The sequence below is a fragment of the Streptomyces tateyamensis genome (assembly GCF_003205575.1).
Classification (GTDB): domain Bacteria; phylum Actinomycetota; class Actinomycetes; order Streptomycetales; family Streptomycetaceae; genus Kitasatospora; species Kitasatospora tateyamensis.
Genome location: NZ_PYBW01000132.1, coordinates 45,864 through 66,246, shown reverse-complemented (window position 1 = coordinate 66,246; position 20,383 = coordinate 45,864). Strand labels below are relative to the sequence as shown.

Genomic DNA, 20,383 nt, shown 5'->3' with positions numbered 1-20,383 from the left:
ACTACTCGGGGGGAAGGCCCAGTGGTCGAACGGCAGCGGCAGGCCGTCCGGCCCGGGCGTGTCCGAGCGCAGCGGCGGTAGCGAATCGACCCAGGCGCGGATCGCGCGGGCGAGGCCGCCCGCGATCAGGTGGGGGACGCCGGTCTGGTCGGAGATGGGCGGGAACAGGTAGGCCTTGCTGTGGGCTGGGGCCTTCAGTCGACTGCGGCGTTGCTGCCAGGTCTGGATGGCGGCAGCGGTGGAGGCGGTGATGGGCAGCCTTCGCCGGTATCGCTTCTTCTTGTGGTTGTCCCAGATCAGCGTGTACTCGCCGTCCTCCGCCTCCAGGCAGGTGTTCCGCTGAGCGCAGACCTCCAGGGGTCGGCGGCCGGTGTCGCGCAGGATGATGTAGGCGGTGCGGAACATCAGGTGCACGTCCTCGGACGCCATGTCACCGTAGGGGAAGCCCTTGCCGATCCGGTCGAGGTGGGTGTCGAGCTGGGCGATGACCGGCTCAGGGATCGCCTTGCCGACCTCGTCCTCGTTGGTCTCCTCGGTCGGGATGCGGTGCGACTGGTGCCGTGCGAAGGTTCCCGACAGTGCGTTCAGGAGGTCGGCCTTGCGGCCGAAATCCAGCAGTTGGAAGAACTTCGTCAGCATGTCGCGTCTCTGGCTGGCCGCGTACAAGTCGCCGTCCGGCTTGCGGGCGTCCTTGAACGCCTCGACGACAGCGTCGAGATCGGCGAATCGAAGGGTTCCGGGGTCCTCGCCTCCACCGGACCGTGCGGCAAGGGCATGGGAGGCGCGGACGCACGCATTCAGCATCCGGTTGATCGCGTAGCTGTCCGGATCGGTCGTCCTCGCCCAGGCCAGGGCGACCTCGCGCAGCCACGGCTGGACGATCCGGCCGAAGTCGACGACGCCCTGGTTGTAGCGGCGTCCCGATCGGCTGTAGCGGGAGGCGATCTTGGCGGACACGGCATCCCAGACCTCCGAGTCGCGCGGGTCGGCGCCGCCGGCCTGGTCGTACCCGGCCCGTACGTGGCGGAAGAACTCCTTCACGTGGGCACGGGTGTTGTTGCAGGCCCGGTCCACCATGCCGAGCGCAGTCGCCCGGTCGATCTCCAGGAGGCTGCCGTACTGGGCGAAGCGGCGCACCATCCGGCGGATGACTGGCGGATCAAGGCTGGCGCCGCGTACGTCACGCTGCTGGATGGCGTACAGGAACTCCAGCCGCAGGAGCGGGGCAAGGGAACGCAGCGAGAACTGGTGCTGGAGCAGAAACGGAGTCTGGTCCCCGGCCCACGCGGCGATGTCCGCTCCGGCCATGCCCTTTGCTGTGTGCTCGGCGCGCTTGCGCTGGTGGTAGGCGCACAGCGGGACCGTCCGGGTCTGCGGTGACCAGCATCCCGGCACCAGGCAGGACGAGACGTCCGCGACGACGACCTCGGCGACGGAGGTGACCCACTCGTCGAGGACCGCGCTTCCGGACGGACGGCCCAGCTGCCACCGGTGCCACCTGGATTAGTGCTCGACGCAGATGCCCTTCGCCGAGGACGGGTACCCGCAGTGCGCATCCCCCCGTTCCACCCGGCACCGTGACGGAGCCTGCCCTGCCTTCGTCACGACCGCGCGGCGATCGTACTGTGCGGCGAACACCTCCGCACTCAGGCCGCTCGCCTTGAACTTCTCCATGCACTTCGTGCAGAAGCTGCGCGTGTGCACGACGGTGGAGCAGGACACCGTCCGGCAGACGTAGGCGCGGGTGCGCGGGTTGTCGGGATCGCCCGTGAACAACAGCGCCTCGGCGTCCCACTCTGTGGGCCGCCAATCACGGTCGATGGCGTCCTCCAGCCACCGCTGCCAGGTGTCCAGGCCGACACCGCCGGCGGGAACCGTCGAGGTCTCCGGGCGTACCAGTGCGAGCTTCACCAGGAGCCTCCCCGAGCGGCGCCGACACGCTCGACCGCGTCGCGCAAGTCCTGGTCGGTGGCATGCAGATACTGGTCCATCGAGGCCGAACTCGCGTGCCCCATCAGGGTCTGGATCACATCGCGGTCCACACCAGCACGGACCCAGCGGGTCGCCGCCGAGTGCCGCAGCATGTGCGGGCGGGCAGGGAACCCGATGCTCCGGGCGAGACGATCGAACAGATCCTTCACCGACGCATACGTCATCGGCCGACCGAGCGGTCCCCTGAAGAGGTTCACGAAGACCATGTCGGTGTCGTCCGCCTGCCGGATCTGGACACGCTCGAACTGGTAGTCGGCGTAGAGGCTCACCACGTCCTCGGTGACCGGGATCCACCTCGGTACCCTCGACTTCGCAAGCGCCCCGTTGGCGTTGTGCCGCCGACGCCGGACATGGATGTGCGGGCCCGCAACCGGGCACCCGAGGGTGCCAGAGTGGGACAGCAGATGCATGTCCTCCCGGCGCAGCCCCAACGCCTCACCGATCCGCACCCCGGTGCACGCCAACAACGCGACCAGGAACCGATCACGCGCCCGGCCGGTCGCGGCCACAAGCCGGTCGACTTGGTCGTCGGTGAGCCACTCGTAACCCTCTTGCGCAGTCGTGAACTTCAGCGACCGGGCCCTGACCGTTCGGAACTGCCCATCCTCACCGGCGTTGTAGCCGGTCGGCAGGTGCGAAAGGTACTTCGGCTCCGACAGCAGAGCGGCGACCTCCAGCGGCACCCACCCATGCCGGGAGCCGAACCGCAGGAACTCACACACTGCGGTGATCACCGCGTTGGCAGTCGACTCCTTCCGGTAGCGCGGCTCCGTCGCGTGCTTCCAGCTCCGGGCCGGTAGCGGCTCCGCGACCAACCACCGCAGGAACCGGCCCAGATCAAGCAGCCCGGCCCTCGACCAGTCCACCCCGCGCTCGGCGCACCAGGATAGGTACAGCGCCACCCGGCCCGCGTACACCCGCTCGGTGTTCGAGGAGCGACCGGCGGCCCGGAGACCGGCGAGGAACGACGACGCCTCGGTGTGCAGGGCGAACGAGTTGTCCACCACGACCCACGCAACGGACTCGTCCGCAGGCGATATGGCTCGCTCTGCCCTGTACTTCCCAATCATGATCATAAACATACCCGACATACCTATGACCCCTCAGATACTGCAGAGGCACATGATCCGAGGAGCGGATCGCTCGTGTGCCTTGCAGGCTTCGGGAGCTATAGATATCGAGGGCGGCGGTCGGCTCGTCCAGGATCAGCAGGCCGGCCGGACGGTGGAAGCTGCGGGCGATCGCCATCCGCTGCCACTGCCCGCCGGACAGCTCCTCGCCGCCCATCCACTCCACGGCGAGCAGGGTGGCCAGCCCGCTGCGCAGCTCGTCGATCACCTCGTCGGCCCCGGCGGACCGGGCGGCGCGCCAGACCGCCCGGTCGCCCTCGCCGGTGGGCTGGCCCAGCGTGATGTTCTCCCGGGCGGTGAGCATCCAGCGGGCGTAGTCCTGCGGCACCACGGCGACCTGGCGCCAGAGCGCCTGGGGGTCCAACTCCCGGGTGTCGGTGCCGTCCCACTCCACCGCGCCGTCGCCCGCGGCGGGAAGGTAGAGCCCGGCGAGCACCTTGGCCAGGGTGGTCTTGCCGGAGCCGTTCTCGCCGACCAGGGCCACGATCTCGCCCCGACGCAGCGTCAGGTCCACCGAGTCCAGCGCGGTGCGCTCGGTGTTGGGGTAGCGGTAGCTGAGCGACCTGACCGTGATCAGCTCGGGCGCGGCGGGCGAGCCGGTGCCCCGGGCCAGCGCGTGCCCGCCGGCGGTGTCCAGGAACTGGGCCCAGTCGTCCAGGTACATCCCGGTGCGGGACAGCTCGGCGCCGTAACCGACCAGCCCGGCCAGTGCGTTGGAGACCGCGGTGAGGGCGAGGACGGCTGCCGAGCCGCGCGGCAGGCTCATCCGGCCGCTCTCCACCAGCCAGAGCGTCACCAGCCAGACCGCCGCGGTGCCCAGTCCGGAGGCGAGCGCGCCGAGCACCGAGACCCGGGCGGCCCGGGCCGAGGAGCTGCGGGTGGCGGCGTCCAGCCGGCGGCCGGCCGTGTCGTACTTGTCCATCAGGAAGCCGCCCATGGTGTCCGAGCGGACCTGGTCGGCGTGGCGCTTGAGGTGGATGTACCACCGCAGGTTGGCCAGGATCCGCCGGTCGCCCAGCGCCTCGCGGTCGGCCAGGTATGCCACCCGGGCGGCCCGCACCGAGGCGATCCCCTGCGGGAGGGCGGCGGCCGCCAGCAGCGGCAGCAGGACCGGGTGCAGGACGGTGAGCACCCCGGCGGCGCCGACCAGCGAGCCGAGCGAGGAGAGCAGGTTCTGCGCCTGGCCCAGGATCGCGGAGCAGCTCTCCGCGCCCCGGTCGGCGGCCTCCAGCTCGTCCGAGTAGCCGGCGGTGTCGTAGGCCGCGAGCTCGGTGGCGATGGTGGCCCGCAGCACGGTGGCTTCGGCCGCCCGGGCGATCCGCGGTGACAGCCGTACGGTGATCGCCTGGATGGTGATCCCGAGCAGGCGGCGCAGGCCGAGCGAGCTGGCGATCACCAGGATCGAGGGCAGTGCGGCGGCCAGCCGCTGGTCCATCCGCCCCGGGCCGAAGAGCGAGCCGATGGTGCCGGTCGAGGCGTACAGCCCGGCGGCGCCGAGCAGTGCGGAGGCGGCTTGGCAGACCAGCAGCACGGTGACCGAGCGCGGGTCGATCTGCCAGCCGAGGCGGAAGGCGCGGACGACCAGCTGGGGCAGCCGGCGGGCCATCGAGCCGACGCTGATCGCGGCGGTGGCCGCGGCCTGGCGGGCGTCGGCCTTCCAGGTCAGCTCCTCGTCGCCGCCCGCCTTCTCGTCGCCCGCGCCCGCGGTGTCGGTCTCCGACCGGCCGGTGCCGGTGGTGGCGCTCAAGCCGCCGGCCCCTTCTGCGCGGCGCGGGCGGCGACGGCGCGCACATGCTCCTCGAAGAACCAGCGGGGGTCGCCGCCCAGCCGGGCGAGCAGCACCAGCGCGGTCAGCGCGACGTCGCAGGCCTCCTTGCGGACGTCGTCCCAGGTGTGCGAGTGGCCCTTGCGCGGATTGGCGCCGAGCGCCCCGATGACCGCTTCGGCCACCTCGCCGGCCTCCTCCTGGAGCTTGAGGGCCTGAACCGTCCAGCGCATCTCGTCACTACGCTGGAAGTGTGAATCGACCGTTTTCTTAAGGGAGTTGACGGTTTCCCAGATCTCGTCCATGGGCCAGGATCCTGCCCCTGTTCGAATCACTCGATCAAGCCGGGCGGTTCCCGGCGGTTCTCGGCGAGCCCGGGGTGAACAGGCCCTTTTCGAGCACCGGGTCCGGCCCACCCGGCCGAGGAGGGCCGACCGGGTGTCGGCCGATGCCCTGGCGCGGGGCGTGAACGGGAACGGGGCGCGCAGGGTGCCGCGCGAGCCGGCGCTGCGTCAGTCCGCCAGGCCCAGCGGGTCCGGGGCGGGGGCCAGCAGGTCGGGGCCGTTGGGGGCGCGGACGCTGTTGACGGTGGTGGGGACGGCACGGACCGTCAGGCGGTCCTCGGTGGGCGGGTGCAGCAGGTGGCGCAGCTCGGCGGCGGCGGAGGTGCCGGGTGCCAGCCAGGCGTCCAGGTCGGCGGGGGCGATGGTGAGCGGCATCCGGTCGTGCACCCGGCCGGCGCGGTCGGTGGCGTCCGTGGTCAGGACGCAGGCGGTGGTCAGCCAGGCGGTGGGGTCGTCCTCGGGTACGGCGTGGTTGCGCCAGAACTCGTACAGCCCGGCCATCAGCATCGTGGTGCCGGTGGACAGGTAGTAGGGCTGCTTGAACGCCTTGCGCCCCGCGGCGGCCGGGACCGGCTGCCACTCGAAGTAGCCGTCCGCCGGGATCACGCACCGCCGGGCCGCGAAGGCCTTGCGGAAGGCCGGCTTCTGGTCGACCGTCTCGGCGCGGGCGTTGATCAGCCGGGCCGCGCCGAACGTGTCCTTGGACCAGGACGGCACCAGGCCCCAGCGCAGCACCCGCAGCCGGCGGACGAGTTCGCCGCTCTCCCGGTCCAGCCGCTCCAGCACGGCCGGCACCGGGTCGGTGGGCGCCACGTTCCAGCTCGGCGCGAAGGTCTCGGCGGGGTCCCAGGAGAGCTCGCCGAGCAGGTCGACCAGGTCGGTCGGGGTGGTGGTGGAGACGAAGCGGCCGCACACGGCTTCCACCCTGCCACAGTCCGGCGCGCGGCGAGGGCGGAAGGGGTTGACGCGCAATGTACTAAGCGCGCATACTAAATGCATGACGAAGACGATCGCCACCGCCCAGATCTCCTCCACCGCCGCCCCCGCCGCGTTCTTCGCCCGCTGGGCCGACATGGCCACCTGGCCCGAGTGGAACGCCGACACCGAGTGGGTGCGCCTGGACGGGCCGTTCGCGCAGGGCTCGACCGGCGTGCTCAAGCCGAAGGGCGGGCCGAGGACCAGGTTCGTGATCGAGGTGCTCGACGAGGCCGAGTTCACCGACGTCTCGCTGCTGCTCGGCGCCCGGCTGACCTTCCGGCACCTGGTCCGGGTCGACCCGGCCGGCCGCACCGAGGTGGAGGTGGCCGTGAGCCTGGCCGGGCCCCTCGCCCCGCTCTGGCGCCGGATCCTCGGCAAGGGCATCGCCGCCACCCTGCAGCAGGACCTGGAGGCGTTGCGGGCCGTCGCCGAGCGGGCTGAGCCGGCCGCCGGGCAGCAGGCCGACCAGCAGACCGCCGCGGCGTGACCGGACGCGGGTTGGACACCTCCTTCGAGGACGCGGAGGAGAGTCCCGGGCTGCTGCTCTGGCAGGTCACCAACCGCTGGCAGGCCGCGCAGCGGGCGGCGCTCAAGCCGCTCGGCCTGACCCACGTGCAGTTCGTGCTGCTGGCGGCGCTGACCTGGCTCGGCGTCGAGGGCCCGGTGACCCAGAAGCTGCTGGCCGACTACGTCGCCACCGACCCGATGATGACCTCCCAGGTGCTGCGCGCCCTGGAGGCGGCCGAGCTGGTGGAGCGCCAACCGCACCCCACCGACAGGCGGGCCCGCGCGCTGCGGGTCACCGCGGCCGGGCGCGAGTTGGCCAACCGGGCGGTGCGGGTGGTGGAGGAGTGCGACCGGGACTACTTCGAGCCGCTGGGCGAGCTCGCCACCCCCTTCACCCGCTCGCTGCAGCGGCTGAAGGCGGGCGGGTGAGCCCGGGCGTGGGCGAACCACCGTGCGGGCGCCCGGCTATGCTGGCGCGATGTCCGAACCCCCGCCGCCGACCCTGCTGTTCGTCATCGGCCCCGCCGCGGTGGGCAAGATGACCGTGGGCGCCGCCATCGCCGAGCGCACCGGGTTCAAGCTGTTCCACAACCACCTGACCATCGAGCCGCTGCTGCGCCTCTTCCCGTACGGCTCACCGCAGTTCCAGCGCCTCAACCACGCCTTTCGCGAGCAGATCCTTGCCGAGGCCGCCGCCAGCGACCTGCCCGGCCTGGTCTTCACCGTGGTCTGGCACTTCGACGACCCGGCCGACGCCGCACTGGTCGAGCGCTACTCGGCGCCGTTCCGCGAGCGCGGCGCACGGGTCCTCTACCTGGAGCTGACCGCCGAGCAGGGCGTCCGGCTGGTTCGCAACGCCGGCGAGTCGCGGCTGGCGGAGAAGGCCTCCAAGCGCGACCTTGCCTGGTCCAACCAGCACTTGGTAGAGCTTGACGCCCAGCACCGGCTCAACTCGGTCGACGACTTCGCCCACCTGCCCGGCGCCCATCTGCTGATCGACAACACCCGGCTGGCTCCGGCCGAGGTGGCCGACCGGGCGGTGGCGCACTTCGGCCTGTGAGCCGGCCGGTACCGCCGCACCGTCTCGCAGTGCTGTTCTGACGGAAAATCAAATTGCCGATGAGCGGCGGTCCGTAGCCATAGGATCGGGCCCCATGGTGGACTTCTATCCCGAGACCGGTCCGTACCGCAGCGGCTTCCTCGACACCGGGGACGGCAACCGCCTCTCCTACGAGGAGCTCGGCAACCCCGAGGGCAAGCCCGCGCTCGTGGTGCACGGCGGGCCCGGGGCGGGGATGCCGCGGCGCCCGACCCGGGCATGGGACCCGCAGGCGTACCGGGTGATCCGGTACGACCAGCGCAACTGCGGGCGCAGTACGCCGCACGCCGGCGACCTTTCCGCCGACATGGCCCTGAACACCACCCAGCACCTGATCGACGACATCGAGCGGCTGCGCGAACACCTGGGCGTCGAGCGGTGGTTGCTGGCCGGCGCGTCCTGGGGGACGACGCTGGCCCTGGCCTACGCGCAGCAACACCCGGAGCGGGTCAGCGAGATGGTGCTCCAGTCGATCATGACCTCGCGGCCGGCCGAGATCGAGTGGCTCTACCGGGGCGCGGCCCGGTTCCAGCCCGAGGCCTGGGAGCGGTTCCGCGACGGGGTGCCCGCCGACCAGCGCGAGGGCGACCTGCCGGCCGCCTACGCGCGCCTGATGGAGCACCCGGACCGGGCGGTCCGGGTCAAGGCCGCGGCAGGCTGGCTGGCCTGGGAGGACGCGGTCATCTCCGGCGAGCCCAACGGCGTGCCGGGCCTGTACAGCGCCCGCGAGGAGGACGCCCAACTGGCCTTCGTCCGGATCTGTTCCCACATCTTCGGCCACGGGGCCTGGTTGACGCCCAACCAGCTCATCGACGGTGCTGCCAAGCTGGCCGGCATCCCTGCCGTCCTGGTGCACGGGCGGCACGACATGGGATGCCCGGTGCAGACCGCCTGGGAGCTGGCCAGGGCCTGGCCCGGCGCGCGGCTGCACATCGTCGAGGACGCCGGGCACGCGGGCAGCGATGCGGCGGGCCAACTGGTCCGCAGTGCCATCGAGGAGTTCAAGAACCAGCGCTGACTGACCGGCTGCCGGCCAGGTACCCCACGGGTGGCCGCCCCCCCGGGAGTGCTGCGCTCGCTCGCCTCGGACCCGGGGCTGCTGGGGTGGTGAGCGGGTGCCGGGCGGGCGGTCAGGGGCGCTGCTGGAGCACGACGAGCTTGCGGTCGGAGCCGACCGCGTAGAGCGCGGCGTCCGCCGGCACCGGCGGCCGGCGCAGGTCGGAGCCGGTGGCCCGGGACCAGCTGAGCGCGCCGGTGCGGGCGTCGAGGGCGTAGAGCGTGTGGTCGGCGCTGCCCACGTAGACCAGGTCGTCGTCCGGCACGGCGGTGGCGGCGGCCGGGATCGGGCCGCCGGTCTGGTAGTGCCAGCGCGGCTCGCCGGTGGCCGCGTCCAGGGCGTACAGGGTGCCGTCGTCGCTGCCCGCGTAGACCAGGCCGCTGCCGACCGCGGGCTGGGTGCCGATCCGGTGCTGGGCGGTGAAGGACCACTTGGGCCGGCCGGTGTTGGCGTCCAGCGCGTGCACCTGGTCGTCGCCGCCGCCGGCGAAGTACACCGTGTCGTCGGCGACGGTCGCCGCCGCGGTGAGCGGCGTACCGCTGTCGTAGACCCAGGTCTGGCGCCCGGTGGAGGTGTCCAGCGCGAACACCTTGCCCGACTCGCTGGTCAGGTAGAGCGTGGTGCCGACCACTGTGGAGGGGTAGCCGGTGCTGCCGATCGGTCGGGACCAGGAGAGCGCGCCGGTCAGCGCGTCGATGGCGTAGACCGTGCCGTCCGTGTCGGCCGCGAACAGGGCCTCGCGGAACACGGTCGGGGCGCTGGGCACCGCGCCGCCGGTGGGCAAGGTCCAGCGGGTGAGCCCGGTGGCCGCGTCGACGGCGGACACCTGGTGGTCCCAGCCGCTGGTGTAGAGCATCCCGTAGCCGAGCACCGGGGTGGTCAGACCGTGCTCCTCCGTCGTCACCGCCTCCGAGGCCCAGCGCTGCCTGCCGTCGGCGGCGTCCAGCGCGTGCAGCCGGCCGTCGGCGCCGGGGAGGTAGAGGACGCCGCTGCCGAGCGCGGGTGCGCCGAGCACCTGCAGGTCGGTCGACCAGCCGGGTGCGACCCGGGTGTAGCGCGGGGTGGGCAGGGCGGGAGCCGTGCTGCGGTGGTGCGGGCGCTGGGACTGCACGGCCACCGCGGTGGCGAGCAGCAGCAGGGCGGTGCAGGCGAGCGGGACGCGGCGGCGGCGCAGCCAGGAGGCGTCGCGCCCGGCCTCGGGCCCGCCCTGGCCCAGCACGTCGGCCTCGACCGGCTCGACGCCGCCGGGGGTCACAGGCGTCGGGCCCTCGTGCTCCGGGTCCTCGCCGCCGCTCCAGCTGCGTCTCACTGCGCCCCCCGCCGGCTCCGCCTCAATGGTGAGGGAATGATAGGGCCTGGTGGGCCAATTCCAGCCAGCCGTGCGGCATTTGACGTGCGCAGGACCAGGGCCTGTCCGGCCGCTGCCGCCCGGTGACGAAGGCGGGGGCGGCCCGGTCGCGGAGTGTCGCGGGCGGGCCGCGGCGCGGTGGGGTGACATTGGCCTCGGGCAGCCTGTCGCATCCGGCGCGGGCTGTTCGTGGTACATCCGAGCGGTGGCCGTCCTGGACTGCCGACACGAGGACGCACGAGGAGAAGACATGGCCCAGTACCTGATCGCCTTCCAGGAGGAGTGGGTGCCCGACCACACGGCCGAGGAGCTGCAGAAGAAGGCCGACACCGTCCGGGACCTGGTCGCGGAGATGAAGGCGGCGGGCGTGCTGATCTTCACCGGCGGCCTGGACGACGCCGCGCCGGTGTTCAGCGTCGACGCGTCGAGCGGTACGCCGCTGTTCACCGACGGCCCGTACGTGGAGAGCAAGGAGCACCTCGGCGGCCTCGCGGTGGTGGAGGTGGCCGACGAGGCGGCGGCGCGGCTGTGGGCGGGCCGGATCGCCACGGCCTGCGGCTGGCCGCAGGAGGTCCACCGCTTCCGCGCCCCGAGGAACCGCCAGGAGACCGTCGGCCAGGGCTGACCGCGGTCCGGTCCCCGGGCGTCCGGCCGGCGTCCGGGCTCGCGGTGGCAGCCCGGACGCCTGTCGGCGCGTCAGCAGGTGCGCTTCTGGTGGATGTTGCGTCCCACCGCTGGTTCGGGCCGATACGGTGGGGGCGACACGGGTTGTACCGGCGGCGCCTGGGCCGTCCGAGTGGCCAGGGGGTGTGGTGTGGTGGATCCGTTCTCGGTCACGCTGGTCACCGGGGCGCTGAGCGCAGCGACCGCGAGCATGGGCAGCGAGATGGGGAAGCGGTTCGCCGAGTCCATGGGCGGGTTCGTCCACCGGGTCTTCGGCCACGAGACGCCCGCCCCGCGCGGAGCCGCCGAGCGGGCCGCACTGGCGGCCGCGATCGTCGCGCGGGCCGGTCAGGAGCCCGAGCGGGCGGAGGAGTTGGCGGCGCTGCTGGCCGCGCAACCGGTGCCGCCCCTGCCCGGCCACCGGCCGCCGGTGCTGCTGCCGCCGGCGACCCGGTTCTTCACCGACCGCCGGAAGCAGCTGGCCGCGCTGCGGCAGGAGGCCACCCGCCCGGCGGCCGGGCGGCCGCGCCTGGTGCAGTTGGCCGGCCCGGAGCTGATCGGGACCACCTCGCTCGCCCTCCACTTCGGCCATCGCGAACCGGAGCGCTTCCCCGACGGCCGGCTCTACGTGGACCTGCGCAGCGGCCGGCTGGGCACCGCGCCCGACGCGGCCACCGTGCTCGGGTACCTGCTGAACCACCTCGGCCTGCCGGAGGACCGGCTGCCCGCCGGGGAGGGCGACCGGACCGACCTGTTCCGCACCCTCACGGCCGACCTGCGCGCGCTGGTGATCCTCGACCACGCCACCAGCGCGGGCCAGGTCCGCGCGCTGATCAGCCCAGCGCCCGGGGTGCTCACCGTGGTCACCGCGCGGCGGCCGCTCACCGGGTTGGACGCGCTCACCGTCGAGGTCGGCCCGCTGGCCGACAAGGACGCCAAGCGGCTGCTCGGCGAGCTGGCCGGCCAGGAGGCGCTGGCGGCCGGCCGGGCCCGGGTGCCCGCGCTGCTGGCCCGCTACGGCGGCTCGCCGTACGCCGTGCGGGCCGGTGCGCGCTACCTCACCACCGCGCTGCCGCTCCGCCCGGCGGTCGAGGGCGATCCGGTGCGCACCGCGATCGACGACCTCTACCAGTCGCTCGACGCACCGCTTGCCGCGTTCTACCGCGCCCTGGCGCTGCACCCGTGGCCGGCCGTCGATGCCGCCGGCGCCGCCCCGGCCACCGGGGTGACGGCCGAGCAGGCCGGCGAGCAGTTGGCGGAGCTCGCCGAGCTGGGCCTGTTGGAGCAGGTGTCGGCGCGTCGCTACCGCTACCGGCCGGCCGCGCGCCGCCACGGCGCGGAGCTGGCGGCCGCCACCGACAGCCCGGCCGCACGCAAGGCGGCGGTCGCGGCGATGGTCGAGGGCTACCTGCGCTTCGCGGTGCGGGCCGACTTCGCCGCGCTGCCCAAGCGCTGGCACGTCGGCCCGCTCTTCGCCCGCCTGGGGCCCGGCCGGTACGCCGACGAGGGGGCGGCGATCGCCGCGCTGGGGGAGGAGCTGCCCAACCTGGTCGAGGCGGTGTTCGCCGCCGAGGAACAGGGCGAGTACGACACCGTCTGCCAGCTGGTCGAGGCGCTGTGGGCCTGGCAGCTGAAGGTGGGTCGGGTCCGCGAGCTGCTCCCGGCGCTGCGGGCGGGGGTGCGGGCGGCCGCCCGGCTGCAGGACCTGGACCGCAGGATGGTGGGGCGGATGCACACCCAGCTGGCCTTCGGGCTGCTGGAGGCTGAGCTCTACGAGGAGGCCGAGGAGCAGTTGCGGGCGGCGGCAGCCGCTGCCCAGGACGTCGGCCACCTGCTCGGGCAGGCCACCGCCGTCGAGTCGCTGGGCCTGCTGCACCTGCGCCGCTGGCGGTTCGCCCCGGCGCTGGCCTGCTTCGAGGAGGCCGACCAAGTGCTGCGGCGCATCGGGAACGGGGAGGGCGCGAAGGACGTCCCGCGCGCTCGGGCGCTGCTGCAACGCCACCGGGGCCGGGCGCTGAGCGGGCTGGGGGAGTTCGCCCGGGCCGCCGAGCTGCTGGCGGACGCGCTGGAGTTCTTCCGCGCGGGCCTCGGCACCGAGCGGTACAACGCCGCCCGCACCCTCGGCGACCTGGCCGAGGTCCGGCTGCTCGCCGGGAGCCGCGACCAGGCGCTGGCCCTGATCGAGGAGGCGGACGAGCTGCTCGCGCAGGAGGGCGCCGAGGTGCACCTCAGCGCGCTGGACGTGCTGCGCCGGCGGGCGCGGGCCACGCGCGGCTGAGCCTCACCGGGCGGGCCCTGGCGACACCTGGGTGATCCGCAGCCGCGCGGTGCCGGTGCGGTCAGTGGTGCTGGTGGGGCCGGTGGTGCTGGTGGAGTCAGTGGGGCCGGTGCGCACGGTCAGTCGCCCGTCCGGGCCCAACGGCTGCCCGGTGCCGAGCCGGGCGAGCAGCGCGCTGGCCTGGGCGGCCGGGTCGGTGCCTGCGGGGCCCGGGGTGCCGGAGGGGCCGGCCGCCGACCAGCGGTACACGGTGCCGTCGCGGTGGCGGGCCGTGCACCGGCCGGTGTCGGCCAGGTAGGCGGCCAGGGTGCAGCCCGGGTACCGGGCCAGCACCTCGCCGGCCCACTGCACGGGCGTTCCCAACCGGGGATCATGTGGCGGGCCGTGACGGTAGATCAGGTCCGCCAGCGACAGCACCCCGGGATCGAGGGCGTCCTCGGCCACGGCCAGGTGCGCCGCGCCCGGGCCGTCGGGCTGCTCGCGCGGGTCGGCGAAACGGCGCACCCGGACCTCGTCACCGTGCACCTCGGTCAGCACCCGCAGCGGCGCCGTGACGTCGGCGGTCCGCAGCGGCGGCAGGCGCAGCGGGTCCAGCAGGGCCGCCCGCTCCGGTTCGGGCAGGCCGATCAGGCGGTAGAACAGCGCGCGCAGCAGTTCGGCGGCCTTGCCGGGCGCCGAACTGGTCAGCTCGGCCGGTTCCGGCAGCGGCCGGTGTCCGGCCAGCACCCGGTCCAGCTGCGGGCCGGGCGGGGCGAGCGGGTCAAGCCGCGGCGCCCGGCGCACGAAGGCGGCCACCGGCGAGTCGGCGCCCAGCGCCGACAGCGGCGCCGCGCCCAGCAGGACGGGCGTGCCCAGGGCGGCGGCGTAGTACGTCACCGAGCCGAAGTCGCCTACCACCACGTCCGCGGCGATCAGTGCCTGGCGCCAGTCGTGCAGCGGGTCGACCAGGGTCAGGCCCGAGCGGCGGGCCCGGTCGAGCCAGAGCCGGACCTGGCCGCTGCCGTGGCCGTGCCAGATGTTGGGGTGCAGGACGGCGGCCAGGCGGTACTCGTCGACGGCGAGCTGCTCGGTCAGCCGGGGCAGCAGGTCCGGCAGGAGGTCCTCGCCCCCGCCGTCGCCGAAGAGCGAGTTCGGGTTCCAGGTGGAGTTGAGCAGCACCAGCCGCTGCCCGGGCCGCATGCCGAGGGCGCGCCGGTAGCGGTCACGGTGCTGGCGGGCGGCGAGGATCCGGTCGAAGCACGGATCGCCGCCCAGCACGGCGGTCGGCGCGGCGGGCGGGCAGGCGGCCCGCAGCCGGTCCAGCTGCTCGGGGTGGGAGAGCACCATCGCCTCGGCGACCGGCCGGCCGTCGTGCAGCAGCCACTCGGGCGCCAGGCCGAAGACCGGAGGTCCGGTGTCCGGTGTCCGGTGTCCGGTGTCCGGTGCGGCAAGCGTCTTATTGTAGCCGACCCCGTGCGACAGCACCGCTAACTTCCCTGCTATCGCGTGGAGTTCGCCGCCCAGGCTGGCCGACACGGCGAGCGCGACCGGCACCGACGGCACCTGGCTCCACGGCAGCACCGGCACCCCCACCTCGGCGAGCAGCTCCGCCACGCCCGACTGGAACGGCGAGGATCCCGTGCAGGTGGCCAGCAGCTGCACCCGCAGGTCGTCGCGGAACAGCGGCACCACGTCGAGCAGCCGGGTGGCCGAGGTGACGTTGTGCACCACCAGCAGCACGCACGCGCACCGCCCCCGGGTGGCCCACCGGTGCGCCTCGTCCCCCACCGGCACCAGGAGCCGGTCGGCCGGCCGTTCGCGCACTGCGCGGTCCCTCCCTCTGCTCGACCGGGGCGCGCGACGGTCCGCGGTCGGTCCTGCACCCACGATCCGGTCATACTACGTGCGGCACTCCGGGCGCTGCCCAGTGCCGAGCGGCAAAGCTCACACTCGTGGGACCTGCTGCGATCTTGCGAGTGGGCGTTAACCTCCCGTCATGACGGTTACGCCCGCAGGGCTCCCACTGGCCGCCGAGTTCCCGGATGCGACCCGGGAGCAGTGGCAGCTGCTCGTCGAAGGTGTGCTGCGCAAGTCGGGCGCCGGGCCGGCTGACGGTGCGTCGGCCGAGGACGCGCTCAGCACCCGGATCGAGGACGGGCTGCGCGCCCGGCCGCTGTACACCGCCGAGGACACGGCGGCTGACCCCGGCTTTCCCGGCTTCGCGCCGTTCACCCGCGGCGGCCGGGCCCAGGGCTCGGTGCCGGGCGGCTGGGACGTGCGCCAGCGCCACGCCCACCCCGACCCGCGCCGCGCCAACGAGGACGCGCTGGCCGACCTGGAGAACGGGGTCGGCTCGCTCTGGCTGACGCTGGGCGGTGCCGGCCTGCCGGTGGACGGGCTGCCGACCGCGCTGGAGGGCGTCTACCTCGACCTGGCGCCCGTGGTGCTGGACGCCGGCCCCGAGTTCGCCGCCGCCGCCGAGCGGCTGCTGCGGCTGTACGCCGAGCGCGAGGTGCCGGCCGCGGCGGCGCAGGGCAACCTCGGCGCCGACCCGCTGGGCCTGCTGGCCCGCACCGGCCGGGACACCCGGACCGATCAGGAGTTCGCCGAGGCCGCCGCGCTGGCCGCCACCTGCGTGCGCGAGTACCCCGGTATCCGGGCGCTGACGGTGGACGCGCTGGCGTACCACGAGGCAGGGGCCTCGGCCGCCCAGGAGCTCGGCTGCTCGCTCGCCACCGGCGTGGCCTACCTGCGCCTGCTCACCGAGGCCGGCCTGTCGGTGGCCGAGGCCTGCGGCCAGCTGGAGTTCCGCTACGCGGCCACCGCCGACCAGTTCCTGACCATCGCCAAGTTCCGGGCCGCGCGCCGGCTCTGGGCCCGCGTCGCGCAGGTGAGCGGCGCGACGGGCGCCGGCGCGGCGCAGCGGCAGCACGCCGTCACCTCGGCCGTCATGATGACCGAGCGCGACCCGTGGGTGAACATGCTGCGCACCACGGTCGCCGCGCTCGGCGCCGGGGTCGGCGGTGCCGACGCGGTCACCGTGCTCCCGTTCGACGCGGCGCTCGGCCTGCCGGACGCCTTCGCCCGCCGGATCGCCCGCAACACCCAGTCGATCCTGCTCGAGGAGTCGCACCTGGCCAGGGTGATCGACCCGGCCGGCGGCTCCTGGTACGTCGAGCAGCTCACCGAGGAGCTGGCCCGGGCGGCCTGGAGCTGGTTCCAGGAGATCGAGCGGGCCGGCGGCCAGCGCGCCGCCCTGGGCTCCGGCCTGGTGCCGGAGCGGATCGCCGCGACCTGGGCCGCGCGCACCGTCGAGCTGGCCCACCGCCGCGAGCCGATCACCGGCGTCAGCGAGTTCCCGCGGCTGGCCGAGCAGCCGGTGGTCCGCGAACCCGCCCCGGCTCCGCTCGGCGGCGGCCTGCCCCGGGTGCGCCGCTCCGAGACCTTCGAGGCGCTGCGCGCCCGCTCCGACGCCGCGCTCGCCGCCACCGGCGCCAGGCCCCGGCTCTTCCTGGCCTCCGTCGGACCGGCGGCCGTGCACACCGGGCGGACCTCGTTCGCCGCCAACCTCTTCCAGGCCGGCGGCATCGAGACCGTCCAGGCCGAGGCGGCCGGCGAGTCGGCGGTGGCCGAGCTGGCCGAGCGGTTCGCCGCGAGCGGGGCGGTGGTCGCCTGCCTGTGCTCCGGCGACCAGCTGTACGCGGAGCACGGCGAGGCGCTGGCCGCCGCGCTGAAGGGCGCCGGCGCCCGGCGGGTGCTGCTGGCCGGCCGGCCCGGCGAGCGGGGCGCGGCCTACCAGCAGGCCGGCGTGGACGAGTTCGTCTTCGCGGGCGGCGACGCGGTCGCCACCCTGTCCACGGTGCTGGACCAGATCCTCGATGGGACCCTCGACGGAAACGGAGCGGCGGAATGATCCCCGACTTCACGCAGATCGGGCTCGACGCCGCCGAGGCGGGCGACGGGCAGCCGCAGGCCGGCGAGGCGCAGTGGCGGGCGGCCTGGGGGCAGGCGGCCGGCAAGCCGGTCGAGGACCTGACCTGGGACACCCCCGAGGGCATCGGCGTCAAGCCGCTGTACACGGCCGCCGACCTGGCCGGGGCGGACTTCCTGGGCACCTACCCGGGCATCGCGCCCTACCTGCGCGGCCCGTACCCGACCATGTACGTCAACCAGCCCTGGACGGTGCGCCAGTACGCCGGCTTCTCGACCGCCGAGGAGTCCAACGCCTTCTACCGCCGCAACCTGGCGGCCGGTCAGAAGGGCCTGTCCGTCGCCTTCGACCTGCCCACCCACCGCGGCTACGACAGCGACCACCCCCGGGTGACCGGCGACGTGGGCATGGCGGGCGTGGCGATCGACTCGATCTACGACATGCGCCAGCTCTTCGACGGCATCCCGCTGGACAGGATGTCCGTCTCGATGACCATGAACGGCGCCGTGCTGCCCGTCCTGGCGCTGTACATCGTGGCGGCGGAGGAACAGGGCGTGCCGCCCGAGAAGCTGGCCGGGACCATCCAGAACGACATCCTCAAGGAGTTCATGGTCCGCAACACCTACATCTACCCGCCGCAGCCCTCGATGCGGATCATCTCCGACATCTTCGCCTACACCTCGCAGAAGATGCCGCGCTACAACTCCATCTCCATCTCCGGCTACCACATCCAGGAGGCCGGAGCCACCGCCGACCTGGAGCTGGCCTACACGCTGGCCGACGGCGTGGAGTACCTGCGGGCCGGCATCGGCGCCGGGATGGACGTGGACACCTTCGCCCCCCGGCTGTCCTTCTTCTGGGCGATCGGCATGAACTTCTTCATGGAGGTCGCCAAGCTGCGCGCGGCCCGGCTGCTGTGGGCCAAGCTGGTCAAGCAGTTCGACCCGAAGAACGCCAAGTCGCTGTCGCTGCGCACCCATTCGCAGACCTCCGGCTGGTCGCTGACCGCCCAGGACGTGTTCAACAACGTCACCCGGACCTGCGTGGAGGCGATGGCCGCGACCCAGGGCCACACCCAGTCGCTGCACACCAACGCGCTGGACGAGGCGCTCGCGCTGCCCACCGACTTCTCGGCCCGGATCGCCCGCAACACCCAGCTGATGCTCCAGCAGGAGTCCGGCACCTGCCGGGTGATCGACCCCTGGGGCGGCAGCGCGTACGTGGAGAAGCTCACCCAGGATCTCGCCGAGCGCGCCTGGCAGCACATCCAGGAGGTCGAGGCGGCCGGCGGCATGGCCAAGGCGATCGACGCCGGCATCCCCAAGCTGCGGGTGGAGGAGGCGGCGGCCCGTACCCAGGCCCGGATCGACTCCGGCCGTCAGCCGGTGATCGGCGTCAACAAGTACCAGGTCGCCAGCGACGAGCAGATCGAGGTGCTCAAGGTCGACAACTCGGCCGTGCGGGCCCGCCAGCTCGAGAAGCTGCGCCGGCTGCGGGCCGAGCGCGACGAGGCCGCCTGTCAGCAGGCGCTGTACGCGCTGACCGCCTCGGCCGAGCGCGGCCCGGTCAACGACGGCAGCCTGGAGGGCAATCTGCTGGCCCTCGCGGTCGACGCGGCCCGGGCCAAGGCCACCGTCGGCGAGATCTCCGACGCCCTGGAGAAGGTGTACGGGCGGCACTCCGGCCAGATCCGTACCATTACCGGCGTGTACCGAGACGAAGCCGGCCCGTCCACCGCCGTGCAGCGCACCCGCGAGCTGGTCGAGGCCTTCGAGGAGGCCGAGGGGCGCCGCCCGCGCATCCTGGTCGCCAAGATGGGCCAGGACGGCCACGACCGCGGCCAGAAGGTGATCGCCACCGCCTTCGCCGACCTCGGCTTCACGGTCGACGTCGGCCCGCTCTTCCAGACCCCGGCCGAGGTGGCCCGCCAGGCGGTGGAGGCGGACGTGCACATCGTCGGCGTCTCCTCGCTGGCCGCCGGCCACCTCACCCTGGTGCCCGCGCTGCGCGCCGAACTGGCCGCTGCCGGGCGCGAGGACATCACCATCGTGGTCGGCGGGGTGATCCCCCCGCAGGACTTCGACGCGCTCTACGAGGCGGGCGCCGCCGCGGTCTTCCCGCCGGGCACGGTGATCCCGGAGGCGGCCCAGGACCTGCTGGCCAAACTGGCCGCCTCGCTCGGCTTCGAGCTGTGAGCGGCTGAACGGTGGCCCGCACGATCGATCTGGACCAGTACGTCCAGGGGGTCCTCGACGGCTCGCGCGCCTACATCGCGCGGGCCGTCACCCTGGTCGAGTCCCGTCGCCCCGACCACCGCGAGCTCGCCCAGCGGCTGCTGGTCGCGCTGCTGCCGCACTCCGGGCAGGCGGTGCGGATCGGCATCACCGGCGTGCCCGGAGTCGGCAAGTCCACCTTCATCGAGGGACTGGGCACCACGCTGACCGGCCGGGGCCACCGGGTCGCGGTGCTCGCCGTCGACCCGACCTCCAGCCGGACCGGCGGCTCCATCCTGGGGGACAAGACCCGGATGGAGAAGCTCGCCGTCGACCCGAACGCCTTCGTCCGCCCCTCGCCCACCTCCGGGACGCTGGGCGGGGTGGCCAAGGCGACCCGGGAGAGCATGGTGGTCATGGAGGCGGCCGGCTACGACGTGGTGCTGGTGGAGACCGTCGGGGTCGGCCAGTCCGAGACCACGGTGGCCAACATGGTCGACTCCTTCCTGCTGCTCACCCTTGCCCGCACCGGCGACCAGCTGCAGGGCATAAAGAAGGGCGTGCTGGAGCTGGCCGACCTGGTGGCGGTCAACAAGGCGGACGGGCCGCACGAGCTGGACGCCCGCTCCGCCGCCCGCGAACTGGCCGGCGCGCTGCGCCTGATGCAGCCGCCGGACGCCGCCTGGACGCCGCCGGTGCTCACCTGCAGCGGCCGCGAGGGCACCGGCCTGGACACCGTCTGGGACCGATTGGTCCAGCACCGCCGGGTGCTGGAGGCCACCGGGGCGCTCGAGGCCAAGCGGCGCGACCAGCAGGTCGCCTGGACCTGGGCCATGGTGCACGACCAGCTGCTCGCCCGGCTGCGCGAGAACCCGACGGTGCGTCAGATCGCCCCCGGCCTCGAACAGCAGGTCCGGGACGGCACCCTGACGGCCACTCTGGCAGCCGAGCGGATCCTCGAGGGCTTCGCGGCGGGGGAGTAGGGCTGTCGCGGGCGGTCTCAGATCCGGGTGGTCGGCCATTCTGCCGCACCGGCGGTGGCCTTCGCGGGCCGTCATCGAGCCTGATGCTTCGTCAGTTGGGCAGGGTCCATTGCTGG

General features: G+C 73.6%; 16 protein-coding genes and 1 pseudogene. 9 read left to right on the top strand and 8 right to left on the bottom strand.

From position 1 onward, the window contains the following. From C7C46_RS37760 to C7C46_RS28650, 6 genes and pseudogenes are all read right to left on the bottom strand, one after another. Positions 1-1,308 (bottom strand): annotated as a pseudogene (locus C7C46_RS37760) (tyrosine-type recombinase/integrase); the annotation flags it as partial. Between the two features lie 195 nt (positions 1,309-1,503). After that, positions 1,504-1,911, bottom strand: coding sequence for a hypothetical protein (locus C7C46_RS28670; protein ID WP_110672839.1), 408 nt, complete (start codon positions 1,909-1,911; stop codon positions 1,504-1,506). Next, entirely contained in the window at positions 1,908-2,909 is a 1,002-nt protein-coding gene (locus C7C46_RS28665) for a tyrosine-type recombinase/integrase (protein WP_245985108.1), read from the bottom strand. The genes C7C46_RS28670 and C7C46_RS28665 overlap by 4 nt, the downstream gene beginning before the upstream one ends. Next, complete coding sequence (locus tag C7C46_RS36870; protein ID WP_146259240.1) at positions 2,830-4,869, bottom strand: ATP-binding cassette domain-containing protein; 2,040 nt, start codon at positions 4,867-4,869, stop codon at positions 2,830-2,832. Before C7C46_RS36870 ends, C7C46_RS28665 begins: the two co-directional genes overlap by 80 nt. Then, on the bottom strand, positions 4,866-5,192 hold the full coding sequence (locus tag C7C46_RS28655; protein ID WP_110672837.1) for a MazG-like family protein: 327 nt from the start codon (positions 5,190-5,192) through the stop codon (positions 4,866-4,868). Before C7C46_RS28655 ends, C7C46_RS36870 begins: the two co-directional genes overlap by 4 nt. Before the next feature lie 207 nt (positions 5,193-5,399). Beyond that, positions 5,400-6,146 carry an SOS response-associated peptidase gene (locus C7C46_RS28650; RefSeq protein WP_110672836.1) on the bottom strand — a complete coding sequence of 249 codons (747 nt, stop codon included), beginning with the start codon at positions 6,144-6,146 and terminating at the stop codon, positions 5,400-5,402. Between the two features lie 82 nt (positions 6,147-6,228). Here C7C46_RS28650 and C7C46_RS28645 point away from each other — a divergent pair, with 82 nt between their 5' ends. The 4 genes from C7C46_RS28645 (at position 6,229) to pip (ending at position 8,833) form a co-directional block, all read left to right on the top strand. Then, positions 6,229-6,696 (top strand): SRPBCC family protein, encoded by a 468-nt coding sequence (locus C7C46_RS28645; RefSeq protein ID WP_110672835.1) that lies wholly within the window; start codon positions 6,229-6,231, stop codon positions 6,694-6,696. Next, positions 6,693-7,145 (top strand): MarR family winged helix-turn-helix transcriptional regulator, encoded by a 453-nt coding sequence (locus tag C7C46_RS28640; RefSeq protein WP_110672834.1) that lies wholly within the window; start codon positions 6,693-6,695, stop codon positions 7,143-7,145. Before C7C46_RS28645 ends, C7C46_RS28640 begins: the two co-directional genes overlap by 4 nt. 49 nt (positions 7,146-7,194) lie before the next feature. Then, positions 7,195-7,776 (top strand): hypothetical protein, encoded by a 582-nt coding sequence (locus C7C46_RS28635; protein ID WP_110672833.1) that lies wholly within the window; start codon positions 7,195-7,197, stop codon positions 7,774-7,776. A gap of 94 nt (positions 7,777-7,870) precedes the next feature. Further along, positions 7,871-8,833 (top strand): prolyl aminopeptidase, encoded by a 963-nt coding sequence (gene pip, locus C7C46_RS28630; RefSeq protein WP_110672832.1) that lies wholly within the window; start codon positions 7,871-7,873, stop codon positions 8,831-8,833. Positions 8,834-8,945: 112 nt separating this feature from the next. Here the strand turns inward: pip and C7C46_RS28625 are convergent, their stop codons facing one another. After that, on the bottom strand, positions 8,946-10,181 hold the full coding sequence (locus C7C46_RS28625; protein WP_181442589.1) for an outer membrane protein assembly factor BamB family protein: 1,236 nt from the start codon (positions 10,179-10,181) through the stop codon (positions 8,946-8,948). Between the two features lie 289 nt (positions 10,182-10,470). Here C7C46_RS28625 and C7C46_RS28620 point away from each other — a divergent pair, with 289 nt between their 5' ends. Together C7C46_RS28620 and C7C46_RS34460 are read left to right on the top strand one after the other, a co-directional pair. Beyond that, positions 10,471-10,845, top strand: coding sequence for a YciI family protein (locus C7C46_RS28620; RefSeq protein ID WP_110672830.1), 375 nt, complete (start codon positions 10,471-10,473; stop codon positions 10,843-10,845). Between the two features lie 192 nt (positions 10,846-11,037). Next, positions 11,038-13,161, top strand: coding sequence for a tetratricopeptide repeat protein (locus C7C46_RS34460; protein WP_146259239.1), 2,124 nt, complete (start codon positions 11,038-11,040; stop codon positions 13,159-13,161). A 3-nt stretch (positions 13,162-13,164) separates the two neighbouring features. On the opposite strand, the gene C7C46_RS28610 is transcribed toward C7C46_RS34460, so the two are convergent. Then, positions 13,165-14,964, bottom strand: a complete 1,800-nt coding sequence (locus tag C7C46_RS28610; protein WP_181442588.1) for a hypothetical protein — start codon at positions 14,962-14,964, stop codon at positions 13,165-13,167. Positions 14,965-15,136: 172 nt separating this feature from the next. Here C7C46_RS28610 and C7C46_RS28605 point away from each other — a divergent pair, with 172 nt between their 5' ends. From C7C46_RS28605 to meaB, 3 genes are read left to right on the top strand one after another with little or no spacing between them, the layout of a single operon-like run. After that, positions 15,137-17,053, top strand: coding sequence for a methylmalonyl-CoA mutase subunit beta (locus C7C46_RS28605; protein ID WP_110672829.1), 1,917 nt, complete (start codon positions 15,137-15,139; stop codon positions 17,051-17,053). Next, positions 17,050-19,266: a methylmalonyl-CoA mutase gene (scpA, locus tag C7C46_RS28600; protein ID WP_110672828.1), complete on the top strand. Its 2,217-nt coding sequence runs from the start codon at positions 17,050-17,052 to the stop codon at positions 19,264-19,266. Before C7C46_RS28605 ends, scpA begins: the two co-directional genes overlap by 4 nt. Positions 19,267-19,277: 11 nt before the next feature. Continuing rightward, positions 19,278-20,267, top strand: coding sequence for a methylmalonyl Co-A mutase-associated GTPase MeaB (gene meaB / locus C7C46_RS28595; protein WP_110672827.1), 990 nt, complete (start codon positions 19,278-19,280; stop codon positions 20,265-20,267). Positions 20,268-20,383: the final 116 nt, after the last annotated feature.

What these genes read in the sequence shown, in the direction of transcription:
- C7C46_RS28620 (WP_110672830.1), top strand. Translation starts at nt 10,471, where the DNA reads ATGGCCCAGTACCTGATCGCCTTCCAGGAGGAGTGGGTGCCCGACCAC.
- scpA (WP_110672828.1), top strand. Translation starts at nt 17,050, where the DNA reads ATGATCCCCGACTTCACGCAGATCGGGCTCGACGCCGCCGAGGCGGGC.
- C7C46_RS28645 (WP_110672835.1), top strand. Translation starts at nt 6,229, where the DNA reads ATGACGAAGACGATCGCCACCGCCCAGATCTCCTCCACCGCCGCCCCC.
- C7C46_RS28655 (WP_110672837.1), bottom strand. Translation starts at nt 5,192, where the DNA reads ATGGACGAGATCTGGGAAACCGTCAACTCCCTTAAGAAAACGGTCGAT.
- C7C46_RS28605 (WP_110672829.1), top strand. Translation starts at nt 15,137, where the DNA reads ATGACGGTTACGCCCGCAGGGCTCCCACTGGCCGCCGAGTTCCCGGAT.
- C7C46_RS28635 (WP_110672833.1), top strand. Translation starts at nt 7,195, where the DNA reads ATGTCCGAACCCCCGCCGCCGACCCTGCTGTTCGTCATCGGCCCCGCC.
- pip (WP_110672832.1), top strand. Translation starts at nt 7,871, where the DNA reads ATGGTGGACTTCTATCCCGAGACCGGTCCGTACCGCAGCGGCTTCCTC.